We start from the raw sequence: 24,110 nt of genomic DNA, 5'->3' as shown, positions 1-24,110 counted from the left end.
CGGAACTGACAGTGTTCAAACCGGCCTCTTCCCGGCTAAAGCAGGTCCTACATTTCAGTGTCCGGGAGTGTCGTTACGATTGGGCGACGGAGACAGCGGCTGTGCGGGCGAAAGGCGAGAAGGCTCAGGCCGTGACCATATCCACAGATTGACCAGCACCATTCCGGCCACTGCGAAGTAGATCCACCAATTGTGTTTCAGCAGCACCAGCATCATGACCGCGCAGATCAGCATGGTGACCGTGGCGCTGATCTTAGCCTTGCGCGCAATCATCTTGCCGTTTCGCCAGTTGCTCAGCATCGGTCCGAACAGCCGATGGTTTTCAAGCCAGGCGCTTAAACGCGGCGAGCTTCGCGTTGCCGCCCATGCCGCCAGCAGAATGAATTCGGTGGTGGGCAGGCCCGGAATGAAAATCGCGATGATGCCGATGGTCAGGCTCACGTAGGCGAGAATGCCAAACAGGATGCGGGACAGTTTGCTGCCGGGTGGAGTACTGGTCATGGTCTCGGTAATGCAGAGTGAGCAGGTGTTGCGGGATTTTCACGTCCCGCAAAGGCGCTCAGCTTATCAGTGCCGAGCCCAAAAGACCCGGCGTCAGGCCGGTTCGGCTTCAGACGCTGGAGCGTAGGCGTGTTGCAGCAGCACGTTGAAGCGTTCGAAGGCCGCCACCGCACCGCGGTCTATCTCGCGCTCCTGCTCGGCGTTGAACGGCAGATCGTCAATGATCCTGATGAAGCGTTTCCAGCCATCGGCTCGACCGCCTGACGGTTCTCCCAGATGGCGGGCGCCGAAGGTCTCGCTGAGGTTCAAGGCCACGGCGCGTTTGATCAGAAAGGCGGCGCCCAGCTTCGAACCCTCCGACACGAACAGCCAGCCCAGCGCCTCGGCAAGATTGGGCGCATCGACGGCACCGGCGACGGGGCCGGGAAAGGGAGCCTGAAGGTCGAGCAGATCGGCTTTGGCCTGTTCGGCGCGGCAGCGATCGGGCAGGTCGGCAATCAGCTCGATCAACTGCGGGTGCGTGTACAGCGTTTTCAGTTCTTCCTGAAACAGGTATTGGGCGCTGAGGAACCGGCGGTAGCTGGCCAGCGTTTCGAACGGCGCGTTGGCTTTCACCGCTTTGTCGAGTTGTTCATGGGGGGCATGGGTGATCTGGTTCAGTCGTTGCGAGCGACGAATCGAGTGGTCGGTCATGGGGTCTTCCTTGTAAATGAGGCGCTTGTTGACGAGACGAGCAAGCGTCGCAGGAGCGTAAAAATCACGCGCCTGCAACGGGACTCGATCAGATGTTCCACACCACGTTGACGGCAAAATTGCGGCCTGGCTGGGTCAGTCGGTCGAGGTTGGCGGGGGCGGTGGCGCCTGCTTCGCCGACACTGTCGTAGCCGCGCACGTCGTCCCACAGCCAGTATTTTTTGTCCGCCAGGTTGTACAGGCCGCCGCTGACCGTGACGTCGTCGGAGACTTTGTAATAACCCGTGAGGTCAACGAGACCGAAGCCCGGGGTCTTGAACCGGGTAGCACCGTCGGGGGCGTAGTAGTTGCGGGTGTCGACGCGCGTTTTGCGTTTGACCAGCGTCCAGTTCAGCAAGCCGCCGTATGTGTTCTGGTCATAACCCAGGCCCAGCACGCCGGTGAGCGGGTTGATGCTGTTGATGGGCTGGCCGGTGTCGTTGTTGCGGCCGTACAGATAAGCCAGCGAGCCTCGGGTGTAGAGGCCTTCGGGTGCGCCGAAGCTGTCCAGGTTCAAACGACCCTTGAGCTCGATGCCCTTGATCGTGGCGTGCTTGATGTTGTTGGACTGGAAGGTCGTGGTGGTGGACTTGGCGGGAATCACCGCGTCCTCATTAATGAAGTCGCGGTACGTGTTGTAGAACACCGCGAGATCAAACGTGCCCTCGTCGAAGTGACCGCGCAGGCCGGTTTCGTAGCTTTTGCTAGTCTCCGGTTTCAGGTCGGGATTGGGCTCGACGACGTAATTGCCCCGGGTGTTCTCGAAGCGGCCATACAACGCCTTGGCGCTCGGCGTGCGGAAACCCTCGGCGTACTGGCCGTACCAGGTGTAGGCGTCGTTGAACGCATACGTCAGCCCTAGCTTGGGTGACAGGCGATGCCATTTTTTCGTGCTGTCGTCGAACTGGCTCTTGCTGGTCAGGTTGACGCTCTTCAGGAATGAGTCCGTGGCATGCGGGTCAAGCGCGGTGTAGTCGTAGCGGGCGCCGGGCATGAAGGTCCAGTCGCCCCATTTGATCTGATCCTGGGCGAACAAGGCGTAGCTGGTGATCGTCGGGTTCGGAAAGTCGTTGGTGGGTGCAACGATGTCCGACGAGGTGGTACTGACTGCGCCGAGAGTGCGACAGCTTCCGAGGACCGACGCACAGGTGGCTGATCCTGTTCGAAGCCCTGTCACCTTCTGTTGCTTGAGGGTCGTGCCGTACGTCAGCAAGTGCTGGGTGTCGCCAATGTCGAATGCTTTATCCAGCTGTGCGTCGAGGATCCATTGGCGTTCTTTGTACTGGGTGTCGCGCGTGCGCCAGACATCTCGCAAAACCGCCCCGCTTCTGGGGTTAGAGGGCAAATACCTTTCAAAGGTATTTTGATCAGTCTTGGCAATCTGATAGTTCAAGCTCCACTTGGCGTTGTCGGCCAACAGACTGTCCAGCGCAAAACTGTTTTCCAGGCCAAACCGCTCTCGAGTGATAACGTCGTTCCCTTCGCGTGAACCGTAGTAGCCGAAGCCACGACCCTCGTTGAAAGGCCCTCCCACCACACTCTTCTGATTCGTATGGGTATCGTCCTTGTACTTCTCGTAAGTGAACGCCAGACGATCATTGTCGCCATAGTTCCAGCCCAGCTTTGCCAGCACATTGGTGGCGCGGGCGTCTTCCGGGTTGGCCGCCGTGCGGGACAGCCCGGTCCCGCCATGCTCACCGTAGGACTCGGTCTCGTGGCCGTTGCGCTGACTGACGTGCAGCAAACCGTCCACATCCCCCGCGCGGCCGGCAACCGTGGATGAGTTCAGCCAGCTGTTGTCGGCCGAGCTGTAGCCGGTTTTCAGGCGGGCACCGACATCTTTGCCCGGCTTGATGATGTCCTCGGGGTCGAGGGTGTAATAACTCACCGCCCCGCCAATGGCGCTGCTCCCATACAGTGCCGACGCAGGTCCGCGCAGGATCTCGACGCGCTTGATGATCTCCGGATCCACGTAATTGCGGTGAGTATTGGCGAAGGGACCCTGGAAGAAATTGTCCGGCACTTCGACGCCATCCACCTGCGTCAGGATCCGGTCGCCATCGATGCCGCGAATGTTGTACCCGCTGGTGCCCGCGCGCTGGCCAGCCCCGCCCACGGAAACGCCAGGCTCGTCGCGTACCAGGTCGCGAATGCTGTTGACGTTGCGCCGATCCAGTGCCGCGCGGTCCTGTACCGTCACCGTACTGGGCACCGAATCCACTGATTGCGCCTGACGCGTGGCGCTGACCGTGATTTGCTCCAGTTCCAGCGCGCTGTCTTGCTCGGCGGCAGCGACGGCGGGGCTGTGCAGGGCTGCAGTGAAAATGGCGATCGTCAGCAGCGAAAGCCCGAAGTGGTGAGTGGCTTTGGGTGAGGAGAGTGGTACGAGGTTGAAGCTGGACAGCATGGATAGCGCTCCCTGTCGTGCGGGTCGTCATAGTTGTTGCGAGATGATTCAAATAGGAATCAATTGCATTGGCTATGACTAGACGTACGGGCTGCGGCTATCGCGTAAAAATAATTTCGGTGAGTGTCAGGACACCAGATTCGAAGCAATGGCGCCGCAGGCGGGCGAGCACAGTCCGGCGCTATGTTTTTTTCCGCGCAGCCAGCACCGCTGCGGCATCGAACACCGGTTGCGAGTGCCACACGGCTTCGGCGCTGGCGAACGCTTCGCGGTGGGCGGGATCGGCTTCGAGCCATTCCAGAAAACGCGCGTGTGTTGCGGCATCGGCGATTTCCAGTTCGATCAGCCAAGTCAGGGCCTGATCCATCGTCTCGGCGCGCGCCGCCTCGGCCTGGGTGCGGCGGGGTGATTGGGCGTCCGTCAAGCAGCGTCCTCGGTTCCACGGTTTGGGCGGCAGTGTAGCGTCACTCTCAAGCACCAGCTGACGATTCTTGCGGATGATGCTCAGTGATCCAGACGCGCGGCCACGCTCAGGCAGACCGTCATGATCAGCTTCAGTTCTTTTTGCACGGTGCTGGTGGACACCCCCAGTTGCTCGGCGATCTCCAGATAACTCGCGCCGTGGAGCCGACTGAGGGTGAAGATTTTCTGCTGCCGGGGCGACAGGGTTTCCAGGCTCGCGCTCAGGCTTTCCAGCAGACGGATGGCGTGGGCGGCATCCTCCAGCGCGGAGTCGGGTGCGACGACATTATGGATATCGCTAATCGGCGCATCGTCAATGATGGTGCGCGCGTGAGTGCGCCTGGCGCGCAGATGATCCAGCGCCAGATTGCGCGCGGTCTGGAAAACGAAGGGTTCAAGGTGCTCGATGGCTCGCTCGGTGAGCGCGCGGGTGACACGCAGGTAAGTTTCCTGGAGCAGGTCTTCGGCGGTGGTGTGGCTGCGGACCATGCGCTGAAGCGTGCGCAACAGCATGGTTCGCCGGGCGAGAAAGACAGTATTGAAGTGCGACTGAGTCACGGGGACACCCGACCAGAATTCAGCAGATGATAATGCTTATCATCTGGAGGTCAGGTCAAGGCAGGGATTTGCACAGATTGTAAGGGCCGTTCACCGGGACGGCAGTCATTACTGAGGGAGGGAGTTTGATCGCGAAGAGATCGGTGCATCCGCTGACTATCCAGCGGCTTGAAGTCCGTCTTCGCGAGCAAGCTCGCTCCTACACAGGGTGATCCCGTTACTTACTCGGCGTTCATCAACGCCAGGCAGTTATCCAGCATGCGGTTGGAGAAGCCCCATTCGTTGTCGTACCACGCCAGCACCTTCAGCAGTCGACCGCTGACTTTGGTGTGGTTCGCATCGAAGATCGACGACAGAGGGTTGTGATTGAAGTCGTGGGACACCAGCGGCAGGGTGTTGTAACCGAGGATTTTCGAATGCTGCGCCGCTTCTTTCATGATCGCGTTAACCTCTTCGGCTGTCGCATCGCGCTTGAGCTGAATGGTCAGGTCGACCAGCGACACGTTGATCACCGGCACACGCACGGCCATGCCGGTCAGCTTGCCCGCCAGTTCCGGCAGCACCAGACCGACCGCTTCGGCAGCGCCCGTCTTGCTCGGGATCATCGACTGAGTCGCCGAACGCGCGCGGTACGGATCGGTGTGGTAGACGTCGATCAGGTTCTGGTCGTTGGTGTAGGCGTGGATGGTGGTCATCAGACCGCTCTCGATGCCCAGCTCACGGTTCAGCACCTGAGCGACCGGCGCCAGGCAGTTGGTGGTGCACGACGCGTTGGAGATGACCTGATGGGACTGGCGCAGCACGTCATGGTTGACGCCGTAGACGATCGTCGCATCAGCGCCTTTGGCCGGTGCTGAAATAATCACTTTCCTGGCGCCGGCGGTGATGTGCGCGGCGGCCTTGTTGCGATCCGTGAACAGACCGGTGCATTCGAACACCACGTCGATGTTCAGGGATTTCCACGGCAGCTCGGCCGGGTTGCGGATGGCGCTGACCGCAATTCGGTCACCATTGACGGTCAGGCTTTCCTGATCGTGTTCGACGGTGCCGTCGAACGGCCCGTGCACGGTGTCGAATTTCAGGAGGTGGGCGTTGATCTCGCTGTCGCCCAGGTCATTGATGGCGACGACTTGCAGGTCTTGACGGTAGCCTTGGGTATAGAGTGCGCGTAGGACGTTGCGGCCGATTCGGCCAAAGCCATTGATTGCGATGCGGAGAGTCATACACCCGTCCTCAAGAATTTGTTGTTGGAATTACAAGATTATTCTCATAAAAATAGAAAACAACCCCTTTTAGTGGCAGTATTTTGTTTTATCTACAAATAGAAACCCGTCTGGCCGTCACAACTGGCTGAAAATCAAGTGCTTGCCGCCGCTCACGTCTGAGCCCGGATTTGATCGCAGCCTGGTGAAAGCGCCTGAACGGGTGACCACATCCGCTAGCCTGGAGTCCATGACATGCATCCCCGCGTCCTTGAGGTAACCGAACGGCTGATTGCTCGCAGCCGTGAAACCCGTCAACGCTACCTGCAATTGATCCGGGGTGCGGCGAGCGACGGGCCGATGCGCGGCAAGTTGCAATGTGCCAACTTCGCCCACGGCGTCGCGGCATGTGGTCCCGAAGACAAGAACAGCCTGCGCATGATGAATGCGGCCAACATTGCCATTGTCTCTTCCTATAACGACATGCTCTCGGCCCATCAGCCGTACGAACACTTCCCCGAACAGATCAAAAAAGCGCTGCGCGAAATCGGCTCGGTGGGGCAGTTTGCCGGCGGTGTTCCGGCGATGTGCGATGGCGTCACCCAAGGCGAGCCGGGCATGGAGTTGAGTATCGCCAGCCGAGAAGTCATTGCGATGGCAACGGCCGTGGCGTTGTCCCACAACATGTTCGACGGCGCGCTGATGCTGGGCATCTGCGACAAGATTGTTCCGGGCTTGCTGATGGGCTCGCTGCGTTTCGGTCATCTGCCGACGATTTTTGTGCCGGGCGGGCCGATGGTGTCGGGCATCTCCAACAAAGAGAAAGCCGACGTGCGTCAGCGCTACGCCGAAGGCAAAGCAACTCGCGAAGAGCTGCTGGATTCTGAGATGAAGTCCTACCATGGCCCGGGCACCTGCACGTTCTACGGCACGGCGAACACCAACCAGTTGCTCATGGAAGTCATGGGTCTGCATCTTCCGGGCGCCTCTTTCGTCAATCCTTACACGCCGCTACGCGATGCTCTGACACGCGAGGCGGCGTTCCAGGTTACGCGTCTGACTAAACAAAGCGGCGACTTCATCCCTCTCGGAGAGATTGTGGACGAACGTTCGCTGGTCAACTCGATTGTTGCCCTGCACGCGACGGGCGGTTCCACCAACCACACGCTGCACATGCCGGCGATTGCCCAGTGCGCGGGCATTCAGCTGACCTGGCAGGACATGGCCGATCTCTCGGAAGTCGTGCCGACCCTGTCCCACGTCTACCCGAACGGCAAAGCCGACATCAACCACTTCCAGGCCGCCGGCGGCATGTCCTTCCTGATCCGCGAGCTGCTCGATGCCGGCCTGATGCACGAAGACGTCAATACGGTCATGGGCCGTGGTCTTCGTCGCTATACCCAGGAACCGTTCCTGGAAGAAGGCACGCTGGTATGGCGCGATGGCCCGATCGAAAGCCTCGACGAAAACGTCCTGCGCCCCATCGCACGTCCGTTCTCGGCCGAGGGCGGCCTGCGGGTCATGGAAGGCAACCTGGGCCGTGGCGTGATGAAAGTCTCCGCCGTTGCGCTGGAGCATCAGATCGTCGAAGCACCCGCCAAAGTCTTCGAAGATCAGCAAGACCTCGCGGACGCCTTCAAGGCCGGTGAACTGGAATGCGATTTTGTGGCGGTCATGCGTTTCCAGGGGCCGCGGTCCAACGGCATGCCGGAGCTGCACAAGATGACGCCGTTTCTGGGCGTGCTGCAGGACCGTGGGTTCAAAGTGGCGCTTATTACTGACGGGCGTATGTCCGGCGCGTCCGGGAAAATCCCGGCGGCGATTCACGTTTGCCCTGAAGCCTCCGACGGCGGACCGCTGGCGTTGGTGCGTGATGGGGATCTCATTCGTGTCGATGGCGTGAAAGGAACGTTGCAAGTTCTGGTCGAACCGGCAGAATTGGCCGCCAGAGAGCCGGCCATCGGTCGCTTGTCACATAACGTGGGCAGCGGGCGCGAACTGTTCGGCTTCATGCGCATGGCCTTCAGCTCGGCAGAGAAGGGTGCCAGCGCCTTTACTTCGAATCTGGAGACGCTCAAGTGACATTGGCGATGGTGGGTGATATCGGCGGCACAAATGCGCGGTTTGCCATTTGGGAAGACGATCAGTTGCATTCGATCCGCGTGTTCGCAACGGTCGATTACGCCAGCCCTGAAAAGGCCCTGACGGTCTATCTGCAGGACCTGGAATTGCAGCGCGGTGATGTCACCTCCATTTGCCTGGCCGTGGCCGGGCCGGTGACCGGCGACGATTTCCACTTCACCAACAGCCACTGGAAGATCAACCGGCAGGCGTTCTGCGCCGAGCTGAAGATCGACCACCTGATCCTGGTCAACGACTTCACTGCCATGGCCTTGGGCATGACCCGCCTGAAGGACGACGAGTACCTGACCGTGCGCCATGGCAAGGGCGATCCTCGTGGTGCGCGGGTAGTGATCGGGCCCGGCACCGGATTGGGCGTCGGCACGTTGATCCGCTCTGGCGAAGCCCGCTGGTCAGCCGTACCCGGGGAGGGCGGTCACGTTGATCTGCCGATCGGCACGCCTCGCGAGGCCCTGCTGTGGATGCGTTTGATGGCGACCCATGAGCACGTCAGCGCCGAGACAATTCTGAGTGGCGCCGGCCTGTTACTGCTTTACCAGGTCAGCTGCGGGCTGGACGAGATCGAGCCCGAACTCAAATCCCCGGCGGCCATCACCTCGGCGGCGCTCAAGGGCGATCCGGTCGCCAGCGCGGTGCTGGAGCAGTTCTGCGTGTTCCTCGGGCGCGTAGCGGGTAACAACGTACTGACTGTCGGCGGACGCGGCGGCGTGTATATTGCCGGTGGCGTGATTCCGCGCTTCGTTGATTTCTTCATGCAGAGCGGCTTCAACAAGGCGTTCGCCGAGAAGGGATTGATGAAGGATTATTTCAATGACGTGCCGGTCTGGCTGGTCACGGCTGAGTACCCGGGCTTGATGGGTGCTGGCGTGGCGCTGGATCAGACCCAGCTCGCGCAGGCCTAGACATGTAGGAGCGCGCTTGCCCGCGAAAAATTGCTCTGGCGACCAGGATGTGTTGGATTGACTGCCGTCCTCGCGGGCAGGCGCGCTCCTACAGTGGCTTATGCCTGCGATGGGTTTCGTGGAAGCCGGTTCGCTGGTGAACCCAATCGTCAGGCTGATGTGTTATTTGTGCCCATAACAACAATCCATTGCTCACAAGGACGACCATGTGAACGCTGTCAGTAAATCGATTCTGGTGGTCGACGATGACCAGGAGATTCGGGAGTTGCTGCAAGCCTACCTGAGCCGGTCCGGTTTTCAGGTGCGCACGGTCGGCGATGGGGCCGAATTTCGTCAGGCATTCAACGAAGAGGCCAGCGACCTGCTGATCCTCGACGTCATGCTCCCCGATGAAGACGGCTTCAGCCTGTGTCGCTGGGTCAGGCAGCATCCGCGTCAGCCGCATATTCCCATCATCATGCTCACCGCCAGCTCCGACGAGGCCGATCGCGTTATCGGTCTGGAACTCGGCGCCGATGACTACATGGCCAAACCCTTCAGCCCCCGTGAACTTCAGGCCCGAATCAAGGCGTTGTTGCGTCGCGCCCAGTTCGGCCAGGAGCGCAGCGGTGGTGAAGTGCTGGTGTTCGATGAATGGCGGCTGGACATGGTCAGTCATCGGCTGTTCCACAACGACGGTGAAGAAGTGATTTTGTCCGGCGCCGATTTCGCGCTGCTCAAACTGTTCCTCGACAACCCCCAACAGATTCTCGATCGCGACACCATCGGCAACGCCACCCGTGGCCGTGAGCTGATGCCGCTTGAGCGCATCGTCGACATGGCAGTGAGCCGCCTGCGTCAGCGTTTGCGTGACACCGGGAAGGCGCCACGATTGATCCGTACCGTGCGAGGCAGTGGTTATCTGCTGGCAGCCAATGTGCAGCCGCAAGCCGGCAACGGTTACTAGCCCTTGATGGTGGCCGACAAGAAACGCCGCTTGCCGGTGCCGCGCTCGCTGCTCGGGCGCATGTTGCTGCTGACCTTGCTCGCCGTGTTGCTGGCGCAAACCCTGTCCAGCCTGATCTGGCTCTCACAATTGCGCGCCACGCAGATGGAAGGCCTGGTCACCAGTGCCCGCAGCCTGGGTTTTTCCATGGCGGCGAGCGTGAGTTACTTCCGCTCGTTGCCTGTCGCTTTTCGGCCGCTGGTACTCGATCAGCTGCGCAGCATGGGCGGCACGCGTTTCTTCGTGTCGCTCAACGATCGTCCGCTGGAAATGCAGGTGCTTGAGCCTACCGTGCGCAAGACGGCGGTCATCGATGTGGTCGGCCAGGTGCTGCGGCAGAACCTCGGAGCCGACCCGGATATCCTCGTGCGCTTCGTGCGTCCCGAAGACCTGCGGATTTTCAACAGCGGCTTGAGGCTCGACGAACTTCCGCGCTCATGGGCCCATTACGCGCTGACCCTCGAACCGGTCAATCCGCCCGTGCTGGTCACGCAGATCGAGCTGTCGCCCGGCGAATGGCTGTACATCGCCTCGCTGCTGCCTGAGCCCTACACCATGCTCGAGGCGGAAGGTCTGCCCTCGCAGCAAGTCTGGTTCATTGCCTTGACGAGTATTTTTCTGCTGGTCTTCATCGGCCTGCTCGTGCATTGGCAAAGCGGCCCGCTCAAGCGTCTGGCCCATGCTGCGCGGGATCTGTCGTTGGGTGCCGACGTCGAGCCGGTGGTGGAGGGCGGCGGCAGTGAAGTGGTGGAGGTGACCCGCGCGTTCAACACTATGCGTGACCGCATCAGCCGTTACCTGACTGAACGCGGCCAGTTGTTCAGTGCGATTTCCCACGACCTGCGCACCCCGATCACTCGCCTGCGGCTGCGCGTCGAGCTGCTGGAAGACGAACAGATGCAGGCCAAATTCACCCGCGATCTGGATGAGCTGGAGCTGCTGGTCAAAGGCGCGTTGCAGTGCGTGAAGGACACCGACATCCACGAGAACATCGAGCCGGTCGACCTCAACCACGCGCTGGATTGCCTGATCGAACCTTATCTCGCCCCCGACGGCGCGGGCCGTGTCACGTTGCAGGGCAATGCGATGTCGATGTACTACGGCAAGCCACTGGCGCTGCGCCGGTGCATGGGCAACCTGATCGACAACGCCATCAAGTACGGCGACCGTGCGCACCTGTTTGTGGAGGACGATGCCAATGCGTTCATTCTGCACGTCGAAGACGAAGGCCCGGGTGTGCCGGAGCAGCGGATGGAACAAGTCTTCGAGCCACACTTCCGGCTGGCCGGCAAACACCAGCAGGGGTATGGATTGGGGCTCGGAATCGCCCGCAATATTGCCCATAGCCATGGCGGCGAAGTGACGTTGCAGAACATGCGTGAGGGCGGCCTGCGGGTGACGCTGTATTTGCCGCGTGGCGCGGAGTAATCCGGCGCCGGATCTCCCCTGTAGGAGCGCGCTTGCCCGCGAAAATTTTTCCCGGCAACACAGGATGTGTCGAATGGGCGGCCGCCATCGCGGGCAAGCGCGCTCCTGCAGTCGACCGGGTCGCTTTATGAATGTCACAGCTTTGTGACATTCGCGCATCCCTTCGTTACCGTCCGCTCTGGGCCCTTGGTTAGAATCCACGCAGCGCAAGCGCCACGACTTGCTCATGCATAACAACAAGAAAGGTCAGATATGAATTCGATTTCCCGTCTCGCTGCACTTATTTCCCTCGCCTCGTTGTTGCCTCTGAGCGCCATGGCGGCTGATGCCAAAGGCACTGTTGAAGTTGTGCACTGGTGGACGTCCGGTGGCGAAAAAGCCGCTGTCGATGTGCTCCGGGCTCAAGTTGAAAAAGACGGTTTCACCTGGAAAGACGGCGCTGTCGCAGGCGGCGGCGGTGCAACCGCAATGACCGTGCTCAAGAGCCGCGCCGTTGCTGGCAACCCGCCTGGCGTTGCGCAGATCAAAGGCCCGGACATTCAGGAGTGGGCCTCCACTGGCCTGCTTGATACCGACGTGCTGAAAACCGTCTCCAAAGAGGAGAAATGGGACAGCTTGCTGGACAAGAAGGTCTCCGATACCGTGAAGTACGACGGTGATTACGTGGCCGTGCCGGTGAACATCCACCGCGTCAACTGGCTGTGGATCAACCCGGAAGTCTTCAAGAAAGCCGGTATCGAAAAAGCCCCTACCACCCTCGAAGAATTCTACGCAGCGGGCGACAAGCTCAAAGCGGCAGGTTTCATCCCCCTGGCCCACGGTGGCCAGCCTTGGCAGGACAGCACTGTTTTTGAAGCCGTCGTGCTCTCTGTCATGGGCGCCGATGGTTACAAGAAAGCACTGGTCGACCTCGACAACGCTGCGCTGACCGGTCCTGAAATGGTCAAGTCGCTGACCGAGCTGAAGAAAGTCGCCACCTACATGGATGCCGACGGCAAAGGCCAGGACTGGAACCTGGAAGCGGCCAAAGTCATCAACGGCAAGGCTGGCATGCAGATCATGGGTGACTGGGCCAAGAGTGAATGGACCGCCGCCAAGAAAGTCGCCGGCAAGGACTACGAGTGCGTAGCGTTCCCGGGCACCGACAAGGCGTTCACCTACAACATCGACTCCCTGGCTGTGTTCAAGCAGAAGGACGCGGGTACTGCTGCCGGTCAGCAGGACATCGCCAAGGTCGTGTTGGGTGAAAACTTCCAGAAAGTCTTCAGTATCAACAAAGGCTCGATCCCGGTTCGCAACGACATGCTGGCTGACATGGGCAAGTACGGTTTCGACTCGTGCGCCCAGACGGCTGCCAAGGACTTCCTGACTGACGCCAAAACGGGCGGCCTGCAGCCAAGCATGGCGCACAACATGGCTACCACACTGGCCGTGCAAGGCGCCTTCTTTGACGTCGTGACCAACTTCATCAACGACCCGAAAGCCGATCCGGCCGACGCGGCGAAGAAGCTGGGCGCTGCGATCAAGTCTGCCAAATAAACGCCAGCTACTAGCGGCAAGCTGCAAGCTGCAAGTCTGAAGCTGATCGATGATTGGCTTCTGACTTGTAGCTTGAGGCTTACGACTTGCAGCTGCTTTCACTTTTTATTGGATTTCACCATGAGTTCTGTTGCTGTGTTCAGCAAAGCCTCGCCGTTCGATGCACTGCAGCGCTGGCTACCCAAACTGGTGCTGGCGCCCAGCATGTTCATCGTATTGGTGGGCTTTTACGGCTATATCCTGTGGACGTTCGTTCTGTCGTTCACCAACTCGACTTTCCTGCCGACCTACAAATTCGTGGGTCTGGCGCAATACGCGCGGTTGTTCGACAACGACCGTTGGTGGGTAGCAAGCAAAAACCTCGCGGTGTTCGGTGGCATGTTCATCGGCATCAGCATGGTGGTTGGCGTGCTGCTGGCGGTCTTTCTGGACCAGCGCATCCGCCGCGAAGGCTTCATCCGCACCATCTACCTGTACCCGATGGCGCTGTCGATGATCGTCACCGGTACGGCCTGGAAATGGCTGCTCAATCCGGGCATGGGCCTGGACAAACTGCTGCGTGACTGGGGCTGGGAAGGCTTTCGCCTGGACTGGCTGATCGATCCGGACCGCGTTGTCTATTGCCTGGTGATCGCTGCGGTATGGCAGGCCTCGGGCTTCATCATGGCGATGTTCCTGGCGGGTCTTCGCGGCGTCGATCAGTCGATCATCCGCGCCGCGCAGATCGATGGCGCGAGCATGCCGAAAATCTACTGGAAGGTCGTGCTGCCAAGCCTGCGTCCGGTGTTCTTCAGTGCGGTCATGATTCTGGCGCACATCGCCATCAAGAGCTTCGACCTGGTCGCTGCCATGACGGCCGGTGGCCCGGGCTACTCGTCTGACTTGCCCGCGATGTTCATGTACTCGTTCACCTTCAGCCGTGGCCAGATGGGCATGGGTTCCGCCAGCGCGATTCTCATGCTCGGCGCCATTCTCGCCATCCTTGTGCCTTATTTGTATTCCGAGCTGAGGGCCAAGCGCAATGACTAGTCTCGCCAACAAGCCCGCCCTCAGCCTGAGCCGCGTCGCCATCTATGCGGTGCTGATCGTTGCGGTGTTCATTTACCTGGTACCGCTGGTGGTCATGCTGTTGACCAGCTTCAAGTCGCCGGAAGACATCGGCAGCGGCAACCTGCTCAGTTGGCCGACCGAAGTGACGGCCATCGGCTGGATCAAAGCCTGGGCGACGGTGAAAGGTTACTTCTGGAACTCGTTCCTGATTACTGTTCCGGCGGTGCTGATCTCCACCACCATTGGTGCGCTGAACGGCTACGTGCTGTCGATGTGGCGCTTCCGCGGTTCGCAGTTGTTCTTCGGCCTGCTGCTGTTCGGTTGCTTCCTGCCGTTCCAGACCGTCCTGCTGCCCGCGTCTTTCACCCTCGGCAAAATGGGCCTGGCCAGTACCACGACGGGGCTGGTGTTCGTCCACGTCGTTTACGGTCTGGCGTTCACCACGCTGTTCTTCCGCAACTACTACGTGAGTATCCCGGACGCTCTGGTGAAAGCGGCACGTCTTGACGGTGCCGGCTTCTTCACCATCTTCCGCCGGATCATTCTGCCGATGTCGACGCCGATCATCATGGTCTGCCTGATCTGGCAGTTCACCCAGATCTGGAACGACTTCCTGTTCGGCGTGGTGTTCTCCAGTGGTGATTCGCAGCCGATCACGGTCGCGCTGAACAACCTGGTCAACACCAGTACGGGCGTCAAGGAATACAACGTTGATATGGCGGCGGCGATGATCGCCGGGCTGCCGACCCTGCTGGTCTACGTGGTCGCAGGCAAGTATTTCGTGCGCGGGCTGACGGCCGGCGCAGTCAAGGGGTAATCATGGCAACGCTTGAACTACGCAATGTAAACAAGACTTACGGGGCCGGTCTGCCGGACACCCTGAAGAACATCGAACTCTCCATCAAAGAAGGCGAGTTCCTGATTCTGGTCGGCCCTTCGGGCTGCGGTAAGTCGACCCTGATGAACTGCATCGCCGGGCTGGAAAACATTACCGGCGGTGCGATCATGATCGGTGATCAGGACGTCAGCGGCATGAGCCCGAAGGATCGCGACATCGCGATGGTCTTCCAGTCCTACGCGCTGTACCCGACCATGAGCGTGCGCGAGAACATCGAGTTCGGGCTGAAGATTCGCAAGATGAATCAGGCCGACATCGACGCCGAAGTGGCTCGGGTTGCCAAGCTGCTGCAGATCGAGCACCTGCTCAACCGCAAGCCGGGGCAATTGTCCGGTGGTCAGCAACAGCGTGTGGCCATGGGCCGGGCGCTGGCCCGTCGTCCAAAGATCTACCTGTTCGACGAGCCGCTTTCCAACCTCGATGCCAAACTGCGCGTCGAGATGCGTACCGAAATGAAGCTGATGCACCAGCGCCTGAAGACCACCACGGTTTACGTGACTCACGACCAGATCGAAGCAATGACCCTGGGCGACAAGGTGGCGGTCATGAAGGACGGCATCATTCAGCAGTTCGGCACGCCGAAGCAGATCTACAACGATCCGGCAAACCTGTTCGTGGCCAGCTTCATCGGCTCGCCGCCGATGAACTTCATCCCGCTGCGCCTGCAACGCAAGGACGGTCGCCTCGTCGCACTGCTCGACAGCGGTCAGGCCCGTTGCGAGTTGCCGATGAGCATGAACGACGCGGGTCTTGAGGACCGTGAGGTGATTCTGGGCCTGCGTCCCGAGCAGATCGTGCTAGCGTCCGGTGATGCTGCAGGTCTGCCAACCATTCGCGCCGAAGTCCAGGTGACGGAGCCGACCGGTCCGGATACGCTGGTCTTCGTAACCCTCAACGAGAGCAAGGTCTGCTGCCGTCTGGCGCCGGATATTGCACCCGCTGTGGGCGAGACCTTGACGTTGCAGTTCGATCCGGCGAAGGTTCTGCTGTTCGACGCCAAAACCGGCGAGCGCCTTGGCGTCCTGGCACCGAGTCAGTCGGTAGAAAACATGGGAAATGTCACGCGGCTCAACCGCAACTGACCCCGACGTGCAGGAGCACTGCACAAACGAGCACCTGTGACGGGTGGATGTCTGCCGTACAAAACCCGTCATGCACACGATGTACGTGGTTACAACGCTGTTCAAAAGCTAATAACAATAAAACGAGGATCCAAGGGATGAAAAAGGTACGTAACAAGTCGCTTAACCAGTTTCAGCTGATCGGTGGGTTGTCTGTCCTGAGCGCGTTGACGATTTCCGGAACGGCGTCTGCAATGGAGCCTTTCAAAGCCAGCGAGCACATGACCGGTGACTGGGGTGGTCTGCGTCAAGAGCTGTACGACAAGGGTTACGACTTCCCGATCGAGTACGTAGGCGAAGCCGCCAGCAACCTCAACGGTGGTTATAACGACGACACGACTGCCCGCTACAGCGACCAGTTCGCGTTCGGCGTACAAATGGACCTGCAAAAAATCCTCGGCTGGCACGACGCAGAGTTCAAGCTCGCGATCACCGAGCGTAGCGGCAGGAACATTTCCAACGACCGGATCGGCGATCCGCGTGCCGGCACGCTCAGCTCCTCCCAGGAAGTCTGGGGCCGTGGCCAGACCTGGCGTCTGACCCAGATGTGGGTCAAGCAGAAGTATTTCGACGGCAAGCTGGATATCAAGGTCGGCCGTTTCGGTGAAGGCGAAGACTTCAACAGCTTCCCTTGCGACTTCCAGAACCTTTCGTTCTGCGGCTCGCAGGTCGGTAACTACGTAAACACCTGGTACAACTGGCCTGTCAGCCAGTGGGCTGCACGCGTGAAGTACAACATCACGCCTGAGTTGTTCGCCCAGATCGGTGTCTACGAGCAGAACCCTTCGTACCTCGAAACCGGCAACAGCTTCAAACTCAGTGGCAGCGGCTCCAAAGGCACCGTCGTACCGGTTGAAGTGGTGTGGTCGCCAAACGTCAACTCCCTGCCAGGCGAATACCGTCTGGGCTACTACGTGAGTAACCCGAGCGCCGACGATCTCTACGAGAACGAAAACGGTCAGCCTCAGGCGACTGCTGGCGGTAACTTCAAGTCCCACAAAGACAAGCACGGCTGGTGGGTTGTGGCTCAGCAACAGCTGACCGCTCACAACGGCGACGCATCCCGTGGTCTGAGCATTTTCGCCAACGCGACGGTGCACGACAAAGCCACCAACTTCGTCGACAACTACCAGCAGGTCGGCTTCGTCTACAAAGGCCCGTTCGATGCACGTCCGAAGGATGACATCGGTATCGGCGTCGCGCGGATCCACGTGAACGACGATGCCCAGGACAACCGTCGTCTGGTCAACGCCGTTAACGGTATCGAGGACTACGACAACCCGGGCTACCTGCCGATCCAGAAGACCGAATACAACTCGGAAATCTACTACGGCGTGCACGTAACCGACTGGCTGACCGTGCGTCCAAACCTGCAGTACGTGAAGAGCCCGGGCGGTGTGGACGACGTTCAGAACGCACTGGTTGCCGGTATCAAGATTCAGTCCAAGTTCTAAGTTAAAGCGGACGCTCCTCCGCGCTTCACAAACGATCAAGGGTCGTGTGTGCTTTACGGGCAGCCTGGCTGCCCGTTTTTTTTCGCGCTGTTTATTCCGCCGCAACGGCTCCGCATTTGGAGCATTTTTTCTCGCGTGACGAGTCACCGCTATCTGGAGTGCTACAACGATGCCCTTCAGGGACCCCGGCTCAACCGAGCATCCTCTTCAGCGTTTCTTCACCTCGGTGAGACCGCAACCGACCTTTCAGTGGGAACGCTACCAACAGCGTGATGTGCTGGTGATCAATCATGCGCAGTGCCAGGCCGTGTTCAGTCGGCAGGGCGCTCAGCTGTTGCATTTCGAACCTGCCGGGCAGAGACCCTGGCTGTGGTGTGCCGCGCATTGGCCCCTGGTCGGCGCGATCCGCGGCGGCGTGCCGGTCAGTTGGCCCTGGGTGGGACGGCATCCGGGCGAGAGCGGTTGGCCGGCCAATGGCTGGGGCCGACTGCTGGACTGGAAGCTGGTCGAAAGCCACGAGCACGAGGCGGGCGTGACATTGCGCTGGCAACTCAAGCTGTGGGACTGGCAGGCCGATCTCTACGCTGAGCTGGGGCATTCGATGGACCTGCGCCTGGAAACGCGTCACGACGACAGCGAGCCTTGTCACTTCGGCCATGGCTTGCACGCCTACTGGCGCATCAGCGATGTGGCGGACGTCGCGTTGCAGGGGCTCGACGGTGCGCACGGTTACGACGAACTCAGCCGCAGCGCCTGCGAGCAGAGGGGCGAGCTGCGCGTACATGGCAGTTGTCAGCGGGTGTTCGAGCACGCCGGCATGCTTGAGTTGCAGGACGACGCCTGGCAGCGGCGTTTGAGCATCGACACCGGCGACAGCGACAGCACCGTGGTCTGGCACCCGGGCAGCCGACCCTTGCTCGGTGTGGGTGGCGATGAAGCCATGGGTTTTTTGCGGGTCGAGGCGGCGTCAGGTGTTGAGGATTGCCTCCGCCTGGCGCCCGGGCAGCACGCCAGTTTGAGCCTGCAGGCGACTTTGGTGCATTGAGCGACGTGGCGACGAATGCAGTCAATCGACTGCCGCAACCCCTGTAGGCGCGCGCTTGCCCGCGAAAAACAGTTCCAGCGACAGAGATGTATCGGTCCGGACTGCCTCATCGCGGGCAAGCGCGCTCCTACAAATGAGGCGTTTCCTCAATTCAACTCATCGTCCGCCGGGTAACGGCTGGCGTTCAGGCTTTCCTTGATCTTGCGCAGGTGTGGCTGGAAGTCGACGCCCCGACGCAGGGTCATGCCGGTCGCCAGCACATCCAGCACCGTCAGTTGGACGATCCGCGAGGTCATGGGCATATAAATGTCGGTGTCTTCCGGCAGCGGGATGTTCAGGCTAAGCGTACTGGCTTTTGCCAACGGCGAGTCGGCGGCCGTCAGGCCGAGCACCGACGCGCCATTTTCACGGGCGATGCGCGCCACTTCCACGAGCTCGCGGGTGCGCCCGGTGTAGGAAATGATCACGAACAGCTCCCCGGTGTGAGCTACCGAGGCCAGCATGCGCTGCACCAGCACGTCTGCATGGGCCGTGACAGCGAGATTGAAACGGAAGAATTTGTGCTGCGCGTCCAGTGCCACCGGCGCCGAAGCCCCGAGGCCGAAGAAGTGGATCTGCCGCGCCTGAATCAACAAGTCGACCGCTTTGCTGATCAGGTTGGGATCAAGCACCTGGCACACGCTGTCGAGGGAGGCGATGGCGCTGCCGAAAATCTTGCGCGTGTAGGCTTCCGGGTTGTCATCGGCTTCCACGGCGCGGCTGACGTAGGCGGCGCCGCTGGCCAGGCTCTGGGCCAGCTGCAGCTTCAGCTCCGGATAGCCGCTGACATCGAATGAGCGGCAGAAGCGGTTGACCGTCGGCTCACTGACCTTCGCGGCCTGCGCCAGTGCAGCGATGCTGAACCGGGTGGCCTGCTGCGGATTACTCAGAATCGCCTCGGCGACCTTGCGCTCAGCCTTGTTCAGCTCTTCCAGACGATTCTGGATCTGCTCTAGAAGATTGCGTACGCGGTCCATTGTTTGTCCTTCTGATGAAACGTCGACAGGCGGGTGAACAGGCCTTTATTTGAAGAGTGGGAATTTGGGCCTTTAGCCTGTCGCAAAGGTGGCCTATCGTACTGAGGGCCAGTGGTGATCACCACCCTAATGTGGTTCCGGTGGGAATGTTGTGGTTATTACTACATTCGGCCTTGAGTAACGCCTTTAAAAAAGGTATTTGTAGCTTAACTTGATAAAAGAACCAACATTATGCTCTCGATTACGGTTGAACCGTGCACTTTTGCGTTGTTTGGCGCCTTGGGTGACCTGGCGGTACGCAAACTGTTTCCTGCGTTGTACCAGCTTGATCGAGCTGGACTGCTGCATGCCGAGACCCGAATTATTGCGTTGGCCCGTGAGCCTGGGACTCCTGAGGAGCACTTGGCCTACATCGACAAAAGCCTGCGCCGCTTCGTCCCCGAGGCGCAGCTTGAGACCGAGCATGTGGAGCGTTTTCAGGCCCGCCTGAGTTACCTGCACGTGGACTTCCTCAAGGGCGAGGATTACGTCGCGCTCGCCGAAGCCGTGGGCGACGCGCCGACCATGATTGCCTACTTCGCCACCCCGGCGTCGGTCTACGGCGCCATCTGCGAAAACCTCGCGCTGGTCGGCCTTACCGACCGCACCCGCGCCGTGCTGGAAAAACCCATCGGCCACGACCTCGCGTCGTCCCGTCGCGTTAACGATGCCGTTGCCAAGTTTCTCCCTGAAACCCGCATCTACCGGATCGACCACTACCTGGGCAAGGACACGGTGCAGAACCTCATTGCCCTGCGGTTTGCCAACAGCCTGTTCGAGACCCAGTGGAACCAGAATCACATCTCCCATGTGGAAATCACCGTGGCGGAGAAGGTCGGCATCGAAGGGCGCTGGGGCTATTTCGACCAGGCCGGTCAACTGCGCGACATGATTCAGAACCACCTGTTGCAGCTGCTGTGCCTGATCGCGATGGACCCGCCCAGCGACCTGTCCGCCGACAGCATCCGTGACGAAAAGGTGAAAGTGCTCAAGGCACTGGCGCCGTTCACGCCGGAGCGTCTGGCCACCCAGGTGGTGCGCGGGCAATACATCGCCGGTTACAGCGACGGCAAGCCGGTGCCGGGTTATCTGGAGGAAGAAAACTCCAACACCCAGAGCGACACCGAAACGTTCGTCGCCATTCGTGCCGACATCCGTAACTGGCGTTGGTCGGGCGTGCCGTTCTACCTGCGTACCGGCAAGCGCATGCCGCAGAAGCTGTCGCAGATCGTGATCCACTTCAAAGAGCCGCCGCATTACATCTTCGCCCCCGAGCAGCGCTTGCAGATCAGCAACCGCCTGATCATCCGCCTGCAGCCCGATGAAGGCATCTCGCTGCAGGTGATGACCAAGGATCAGGGCCTGGACAAAGGCATGCAGCTGCGCAGCAATCCGTTGCAACTGAGCTTCTCCGACGCCTACCGAAGCGCCCGTGTTCCGGACGCCTACGAGCGGTTGTTGCTGGAGGTCATGCGTGGAAACCAGAACCTGTTTGTGCGCAAAGACGAAATCGAATACGCCTGGCAATGGTGTGACCAGTTGATCGCTGGCTGGAAAAAGGCGGGCGACGCGCCCAAGCCTTACCCGGCCGGTTCCTGGGGGCCGATGAGCTCCATTGCTTTGATTACGCGTGACGGGAGGTCCTGGTATGGCGATATGTGAACTTGAATTTCCGGCGGGTCTGAAGGCCCACGAATTCGATAATCCCGAAGTGCTGGCGAACTCGCTGGCCGATCACGTGGCCGAGCGTCTGACGGCTGCGATTTCCAGTAATCCGCACGGCACGGCGACGTTGGTGGTGTCCGGGGGCAAAAGCCCCGTGGCGTTTTTCAAGGCGCTGGCCGAGAAGCCGCTCGAGTGGTCGAAAGTCTGCGTGAGCCTGGCCGACGAGCGCTGGGTGCCGACCGAGCACGCTGACAGCAACGAAGGCCTGCTCAAGCGTTTCCTGATTCAGGGGCCGGCGGCCGAGGCGGGGTTCTTCAGCCTGTACCGTCCGACCACGACAGTGGATGAAGCCGCAGCTGCAACGGACGAGGCGCTCAAGGAGCTGCCGAAGATTGACGTGCTGATTCTGGGCATGGGCGATGACGGGCATACCGCGTCGCTGTTCCCCAACAGCCCCCATCTGAAGGAAGCGCTGGACCTCAACAGCGACCGTCGTTGCCTGCCCATGCTTGCACCGACCGTCCCGCATCAGCGCCTGACCCTGACGCGTCCGCTGCTGGCGTCGGCAGCGACCACCATCCTGTCCGTTTCCGGTCAGGCCAAACTCGACACATTGCGCGCTGCACTGTCAGGCGATGACCTCGCCGAAATGCCGGTGCGCGCGTTCCTCAACCCGTCTCTAGAGATCTACTGGTGCCCATAAGCAAAGGATCAGCCGCCATGGAAAATACCCAAGTGAAACAGCCGTTGAATAGCATGGCGAGCAAGATTGCCCAGATCGACGCACTCTGCGCGAAAGCGAAGATTCTGCCGGTCATTACCATTGCCCGCGAACAGGATGTCCTGCCGCTGGCCGATGCCCTGGCCGCTGGCGGCTTGAATGCGCTGGAAATCACCCTGCGCTCGGAGTTCGGCCTCAAAGCCATTCGCATGCTGCGTGATGCGCGTCCAGAGCTGAGCGTTGGCGCCGGCACCATTCTCGACCGCCACATGCTCAAGGCGGCCGAGGAGGCGGGTTCACAATTCATCGTCACCCCCGGCAGCACCCAGGATCTACTCGAAGCCGCCGCGCTGAGCGAATTGCCGCTGCTGCCAGGCATCAGCAGCGCTTCGGAAATCATGATCGGTTATGCGCTGGGTTATCGTCGCTTCAAGCTGTTCCCGGCGGAAATCAGTGGCGGCGTTGGTGCGATCAAGGCGCTGGGCGGTCCATTTCCGGAAGTGCGCTTCTGCCCAACCGGCGGCGTCAGTGCGGCCAACCTGAAAAGCTACATGGCGCTGCCCAACGTGATGTGCGTCGGCGGCACCTGGATGATCGATAACGCGTGGGTGAAAAATGGCGACTGGCAGCGGATTACCGACGCCACTGCCGAAGCCATCGCGTTGTTCGACTGAGTCTGGATTCGCCGGTCAGGCGCAAGCGTCGACAGCCTCCGTTCAAGTGGGGGCTGGTTAACTGCTGAGCATGATCCGTTTATAGCGCCCTTCGGGGCGTTGCTGCAGAAGTCGTTGTTGCATGGCTTTTTAACGGTGTTCCTTGGTCGGGAACGCCGTTTTTTTTTGCGCTATTCATACGCAATACATATGTACCGCACAGTCAGTGGCGGGAGCGCTTATCTTTGCCACTCCTTTGTAGTTCGTTTCTCGATGGATTTACGGCGCCTTCGTCATGAAGGCGCCGTCTTTTTTTCTACGGGCTCACCGAAGGCTTTGATCCCGGCGCGGCCACACGGGAGCAGGCCCTAAGCCAGTGCCCGGAGTGCTGCGACCAACACGTCTACGTCCTTCGCCGACGTGGTGAATCCCGGCGTGATGCGAATGCACGTCCCGCAGGCCGAGCCTTCCCGTGTCACCGCAAAAATGCCGTGCTCATCAAGCAGGCGCTTGACCATGAGTTCCTGATCCGAGTGACTGCTGAACCGAAATGACGTGATCCCGCAATACAGCCGTGGGTCGTCCGGCGTCAGCACGTCGATGCCTTCGATGGTGCGCGCTTGAGTGACCCACAGGTCTCGCAGATAGGCCAAGCGTGCGCCTTTGGCGGGCGCGCCACCCATGGCGCGGTGATCGGCGAACACTTTTGGCAGGGTCATCAATGCCGGAATATTCGGCGTTCCGTAAGGCACGCGCCCGAGAATGTCGTCCGCGCCGTAGCGCTCGTCTGCCATGTCGGGGTCGATGGCGCTCAGGCGCTCCTGCTTCACGTAGATGAAACCCAGGCTCAGCGGCGCGCCAATCCATTTCTGCAGGTTGAAGCCGGCGAACGACACGCCAAGGTCTGCCAGTTCGAAATCCAGCAGACCCAAGGCATGGGCGCCATCCAGAATGACCTCGATACCGTGGGCTTTGGCCAGCTCGGCGATGGCCTTCACCGGCATCACCAGCCCGGTCCGGTGGGTGACGTACGTCAGCGCCACCAGCTTGAGACGTGGGTGAGCGGCAAACGCTTCGCGGTAGGTCTGCAGCAACCCTTCATGGCTCGCGGGGTGCTGGTGAGTGACTTCGATCACCTCCACGCCACGGTTCTTCGCCAGCCAGCGCATGCCGGTCTGCACGCTGTTGTAATCCAGGTCGCTGACCAGCACCTGGTCGCCTGCCACGAGGCCGTTGTAGTTGCGAATCAGCGCTTGCACCGCCTCCGACGCGGAGCGGGTGAGGGCCACTTCGCGGGCCGGCACGTTGAGCAGATCGGCGAGGTCAGCGCGAATGATCTCGCTGTCCTCGGTATCGAACTTCTGCCGCACGTAGACCGAGTTGCTGCGATTGACGTAAGCGAGGTTCTGTTCGTAATCCTTCAGTGCCGCGCGGGTCATGCGGCCGAAATAGCCGTATTCGAAATTGACCGGCCCAGGCTCGACGTCGTACTGCGCCGCGATCTGCTGCCAGAGCGCTTCGTCCCGAGCCTGTTCATCCGCCACTTCCGTTATTGCGTATGCAGTGCTGTTCATCAAGCGGCTCGCTGTT

Annotated in this window: 20 protein-coding genes and 1 pseudogene; 13 read left to right on the top strand and 8 right to left on the bottom strand. The window is 60.3% G+C overall.

Annotated features, from left to right (window positions below):
- Positions 1 to 54: 54 nt before the first annotated feature.
- From L4G42_RS11185 to gap, 6 genes and pseudogenes are all read right to left on the bottom strand, one after another.
- Positions 55 to 501 carry a YbaN family protein gene (locus L4G42_RS11185; protein WP_237250709.1) on the bottom strand — a complete coding sequence of 149 codons (447 nt, stop codon included), beginning with the start codon at positions 499 to 501 and terminating at the stop codon, positions 55 to 57.
- Positions 502 to 594: 93 nt separating this feature from the next.
- Entirely contained in the window at positions 595 to 1,194 is a 600-nt protein-coding gene (locus tag L4G42_RS11180) for a biliverdin-producing heme oxygenase (RefSeq protein WP_237250710.1), read from the bottom strand.
- Positions 1,195 to 1,282: 88 nt separating this feature from the next.
- Positions 1,283 to 3,502 (bottom strand): annotated as a pseudogene (locus L4G42_RS11175) (TonB-dependent hemoglobin/transferrin/lactoferrin family receptor); the annotation flags it as partial.
- Positions 3,503 to 3,821: 319 nt separating this feature from the next.
- A complete protein-coding gene (locus L4G42_RS11170) occupies positions 3,822 to 4,064 on the bottom strand; it encodes a FecR/PupR family sigma factor regulator (RefSeq protein ID WP_419789366.1) in 243 nt (80 codons plus the stop codon).
- 80 nt (positions 4,065 to 4,144) lie between these two features.
- Positions 4,145 to 4,660 carry an RNA polymerase sigma factor gene (locus L4G42_RS11165; RefSeq protein ID WP_237250712.1) on the bottom strand — a complete coding sequence of 172 codons (516 nt, stop codon included), beginning with the start codon at positions 4,658 to 4,660 and terminating at the stop codon, positions 4,145 to 4,147.
- Positions 4,661 to 4,881: 221 nt separating this feature from the next.
- Positions 4,882 to 5,883, bottom strand: coding sequence for a type I glyceraldehyde-3-phosphate dehydrogenase (gene gap / locus L4G42_RS11160; RefSeq protein ID WP_237250713.1), 1,002 nt, complete (start codon positions 5,881 to 5,883; stop codon positions 4,882 to 4,884).
- Between the two features lie 234 nt (positions 5,884 to 6,117).
- Between gap and edd the strand changes: the two genes are divergently transcribed.
- The 10 genes from edd (at position 6,118) to L4G42_RS11110 (ending at position 18,426) form a co-directional block, all read left to right on the top strand.
- Positions 6,118 to 7,944 (top strand): phosphogluconate dehydratase, encoded by a 1,827-nt coding sequence (gene edd / locus L4G42_RS11155; protein WP_192171800.1) that lies wholly within the window; start codon positions 6,118 to 6,120, stop codon positions 7,942 to 7,944.
- Positions 7,941 to 8,906, top strand: coding sequence for a glucokinase (locus tag L4G42_RS11150; RefSeq protein WP_237250714.1), 966 nt, complete (start codon positions 7,941 to 7,943; stop codon positions 8,904 to 8,906). Before edd ends, L4G42_RS11150 begins: the two co-directional genes overlap by 4 nt.
- A 208-nt stretch (positions 8,907 to 9,114) precedes the next feature.
- On the top strand, positions 9,115 to 9,852 hold the full coding sequence (locus tag L4G42_RS11145) for a response regulator (RefSeq protein ID WP_237250716.1): 738 nt from the start codon (positions 9,115 to 9,117) through the stop codon (positions 9,850 to 9,852).
- Positions 9,853 to 9,858: 6 nt separating this feature from the next.
- Positions 9,859 to 11,319, top strand: a complete 1,461-nt coding sequence (locus L4G42_RS11140; RefSeq protein WP_272903969.1) for an ATP-binding protein — start codon at positions 9,859 to 9,861, stop codon at positions 11,317 to 11,319.
- Positions 11,320 to 11,571: 252 nt separating this feature from the next.
- Positions 11,572 to 12,858, top strand: a complete 1,287-nt coding sequence (locus tag L4G42_RS11135; protein WP_237259582.1) for an ABC transporter substrate-binding protein — start codon at positions 11,572 to 11,574, stop codon at positions 12,856 to 12,858.
- A gap of 120 nt (positions 12,859 to 12,978) precedes the next feature.
- Positions 12,979 to 13,887, top strand: a complete 909-nt coding sequence (locus L4G42_RS11130) for a carbohydrate ABC transporter permease (protein WP_037014845.1) — start codon at positions 12,979 to 12,981, stop codon at positions 13,885 to 13,887.
- On the top strand, positions 13,880 to 14,725 hold the full coding sequence (locus L4G42_RS11125; RefSeq protein ID WP_133772127.1) for a carbohydrate ABC transporter permease: 846 nt from the start codon (positions 13,880 to 13,882) through the stop codon (positions 14,723 to 14,725). The genes L4G42_RS11130 and L4G42_RS11125 overlap by 8 nt, the downstream gene beginning before the upstream one ends.
- A 2-nt stretch (positions 14,726 to 14,727) precedes the next feature.
- Positions 14,728 to 15,888: an ABC transporter ATP-binding protein gene (locus L4G42_RS11120; protein WP_122535892.1), complete on the top strand. Its 1,161-nt coding sequence runs from the start codon at positions 14,728 to 14,730 to the stop codon at positions 15,886 to 15,888.
- 137 nt (positions 15,889 to 16,025) lie between these two features.
- On the top strand, positions 16,026 to 17,381 hold the full coding sequence (locus tag L4G42_RS11115) for a carbohydrate porin (protein WP_237250719.1): 1,356 nt from the start codon (positions 16,026 to 16,028) through the stop codon (positions 17,379 to 17,381).
- A 169-nt stretch (positions 17,382 to 17,550) separates the two neighbouring features.
- A complete protein-coding gene (locus L4G42_RS11110; RefSeq protein WP_237250720.1) occupies positions 17,551 to 18,426 on the top strand; it encodes an aldose epimerase family protein in 876 nt (291 codons plus the stop codon).
- A gap of 146 nt (positions 18,427 to 18,572) precedes the next feature.
- Here L4G42_RS11110 and L4G42_RS11105 read toward each other — a convergent pair whose 3' ends face one another.
- Entirely contained in the window at positions 18,573 to 19,442 is an 870-nt protein-coding gene (locus L4G42_RS11105; protein ID WP_237250721.1) for a MurR/RpiR family transcriptional regulator, read from the bottom strand.
- 231 nt (positions 19,443 to 19,673) lie between these two features.
- Between L4G42_RS11105 and zwf the strand changes: the two genes are divergently transcribed.
- The 3 genes from zwf to L4G42_RS11090 are packed head-to-tail and all read left to right on the top strand — an operon-like array spanning position 19,674 to position 22,541.
- Positions 19,674 to 21,143 carry a glucose-6-phosphate dehydrogenase gene (gene zwf / locus L4G42_RS11100; protein WP_074884335.1) on the top strand — a complete coding sequence of 490 codons (1,470 nt, stop codon included), beginning with the start codon at positions 19,674 to 19,676 and terminating at the stop codon, positions 21,141 to 21,143.
- Complete coding sequence (pgl, locus tag L4G42_RS11095; protein ID WP_237250722.1) at positions 21,130 to 21,849, top strand: 6-phosphogluconolactonase; 720 nt, start codon at positions 21,130 to 21,132, stop codon at positions 21,847 to 21,849. The genes zwf and pgl overlap by 14 nt, the downstream gene beginning before the upstream one ends.
- Positions 21,850 to 21,866: 17 nt before the next feature.
- Positions 21,867 to 22,541 (top strand): bifunctional 4-hydroxy-2-oxoglutarate aldolase/2-dehydro-3-deoxy-phosphogluconate aldolase, encoded by a 675-nt coding sequence (locus L4G42_RS11090; RefSeq protein ID WP_122535897.1) that lies wholly within the window; start codon positions 21,867 to 21,869, stop codon positions 22,539 to 22,541.
- A gap of 347 nt (positions 22,542 to 22,888) precedes the next feature.
- Here L4G42_RS11090 and L4G42_RS11085 read toward each other — a convergent pair whose 3' ends face one another.
- Positions 22,889 to 24,094: an aminotransferase class V-fold PLP-dependent enzyme gene (locus L4G42_RS11085; RefSeq protein WP_237250723.1), complete on the bottom strand. Its 1,206-nt coding sequence runs from the start codon at positions 24,092 to 24,094 to the stop codon at positions 22,889 to 22,891.
- Between the last annotated feature and the right edge of the window lie 16 nt (positions 24,095 to 24,110).

The sequence above is a fragment of the Pseudomonas petrae genome, assembly GCF_021728295.1.
In the GTDB taxonomy this organism is placed as follows: domain Bacteria; phylum Pseudomonadota; class Gammaproteobacteria; order Pseudomonadales; family Pseudomonadaceae; genus Aquipseudomonas; species Aquipseudomonas petrae.
The sequence above is the reverse complement of the archived record's forward strand: the minus strand, read 5'-3'. Positions and strand labels throughout refer to the sequence as shown.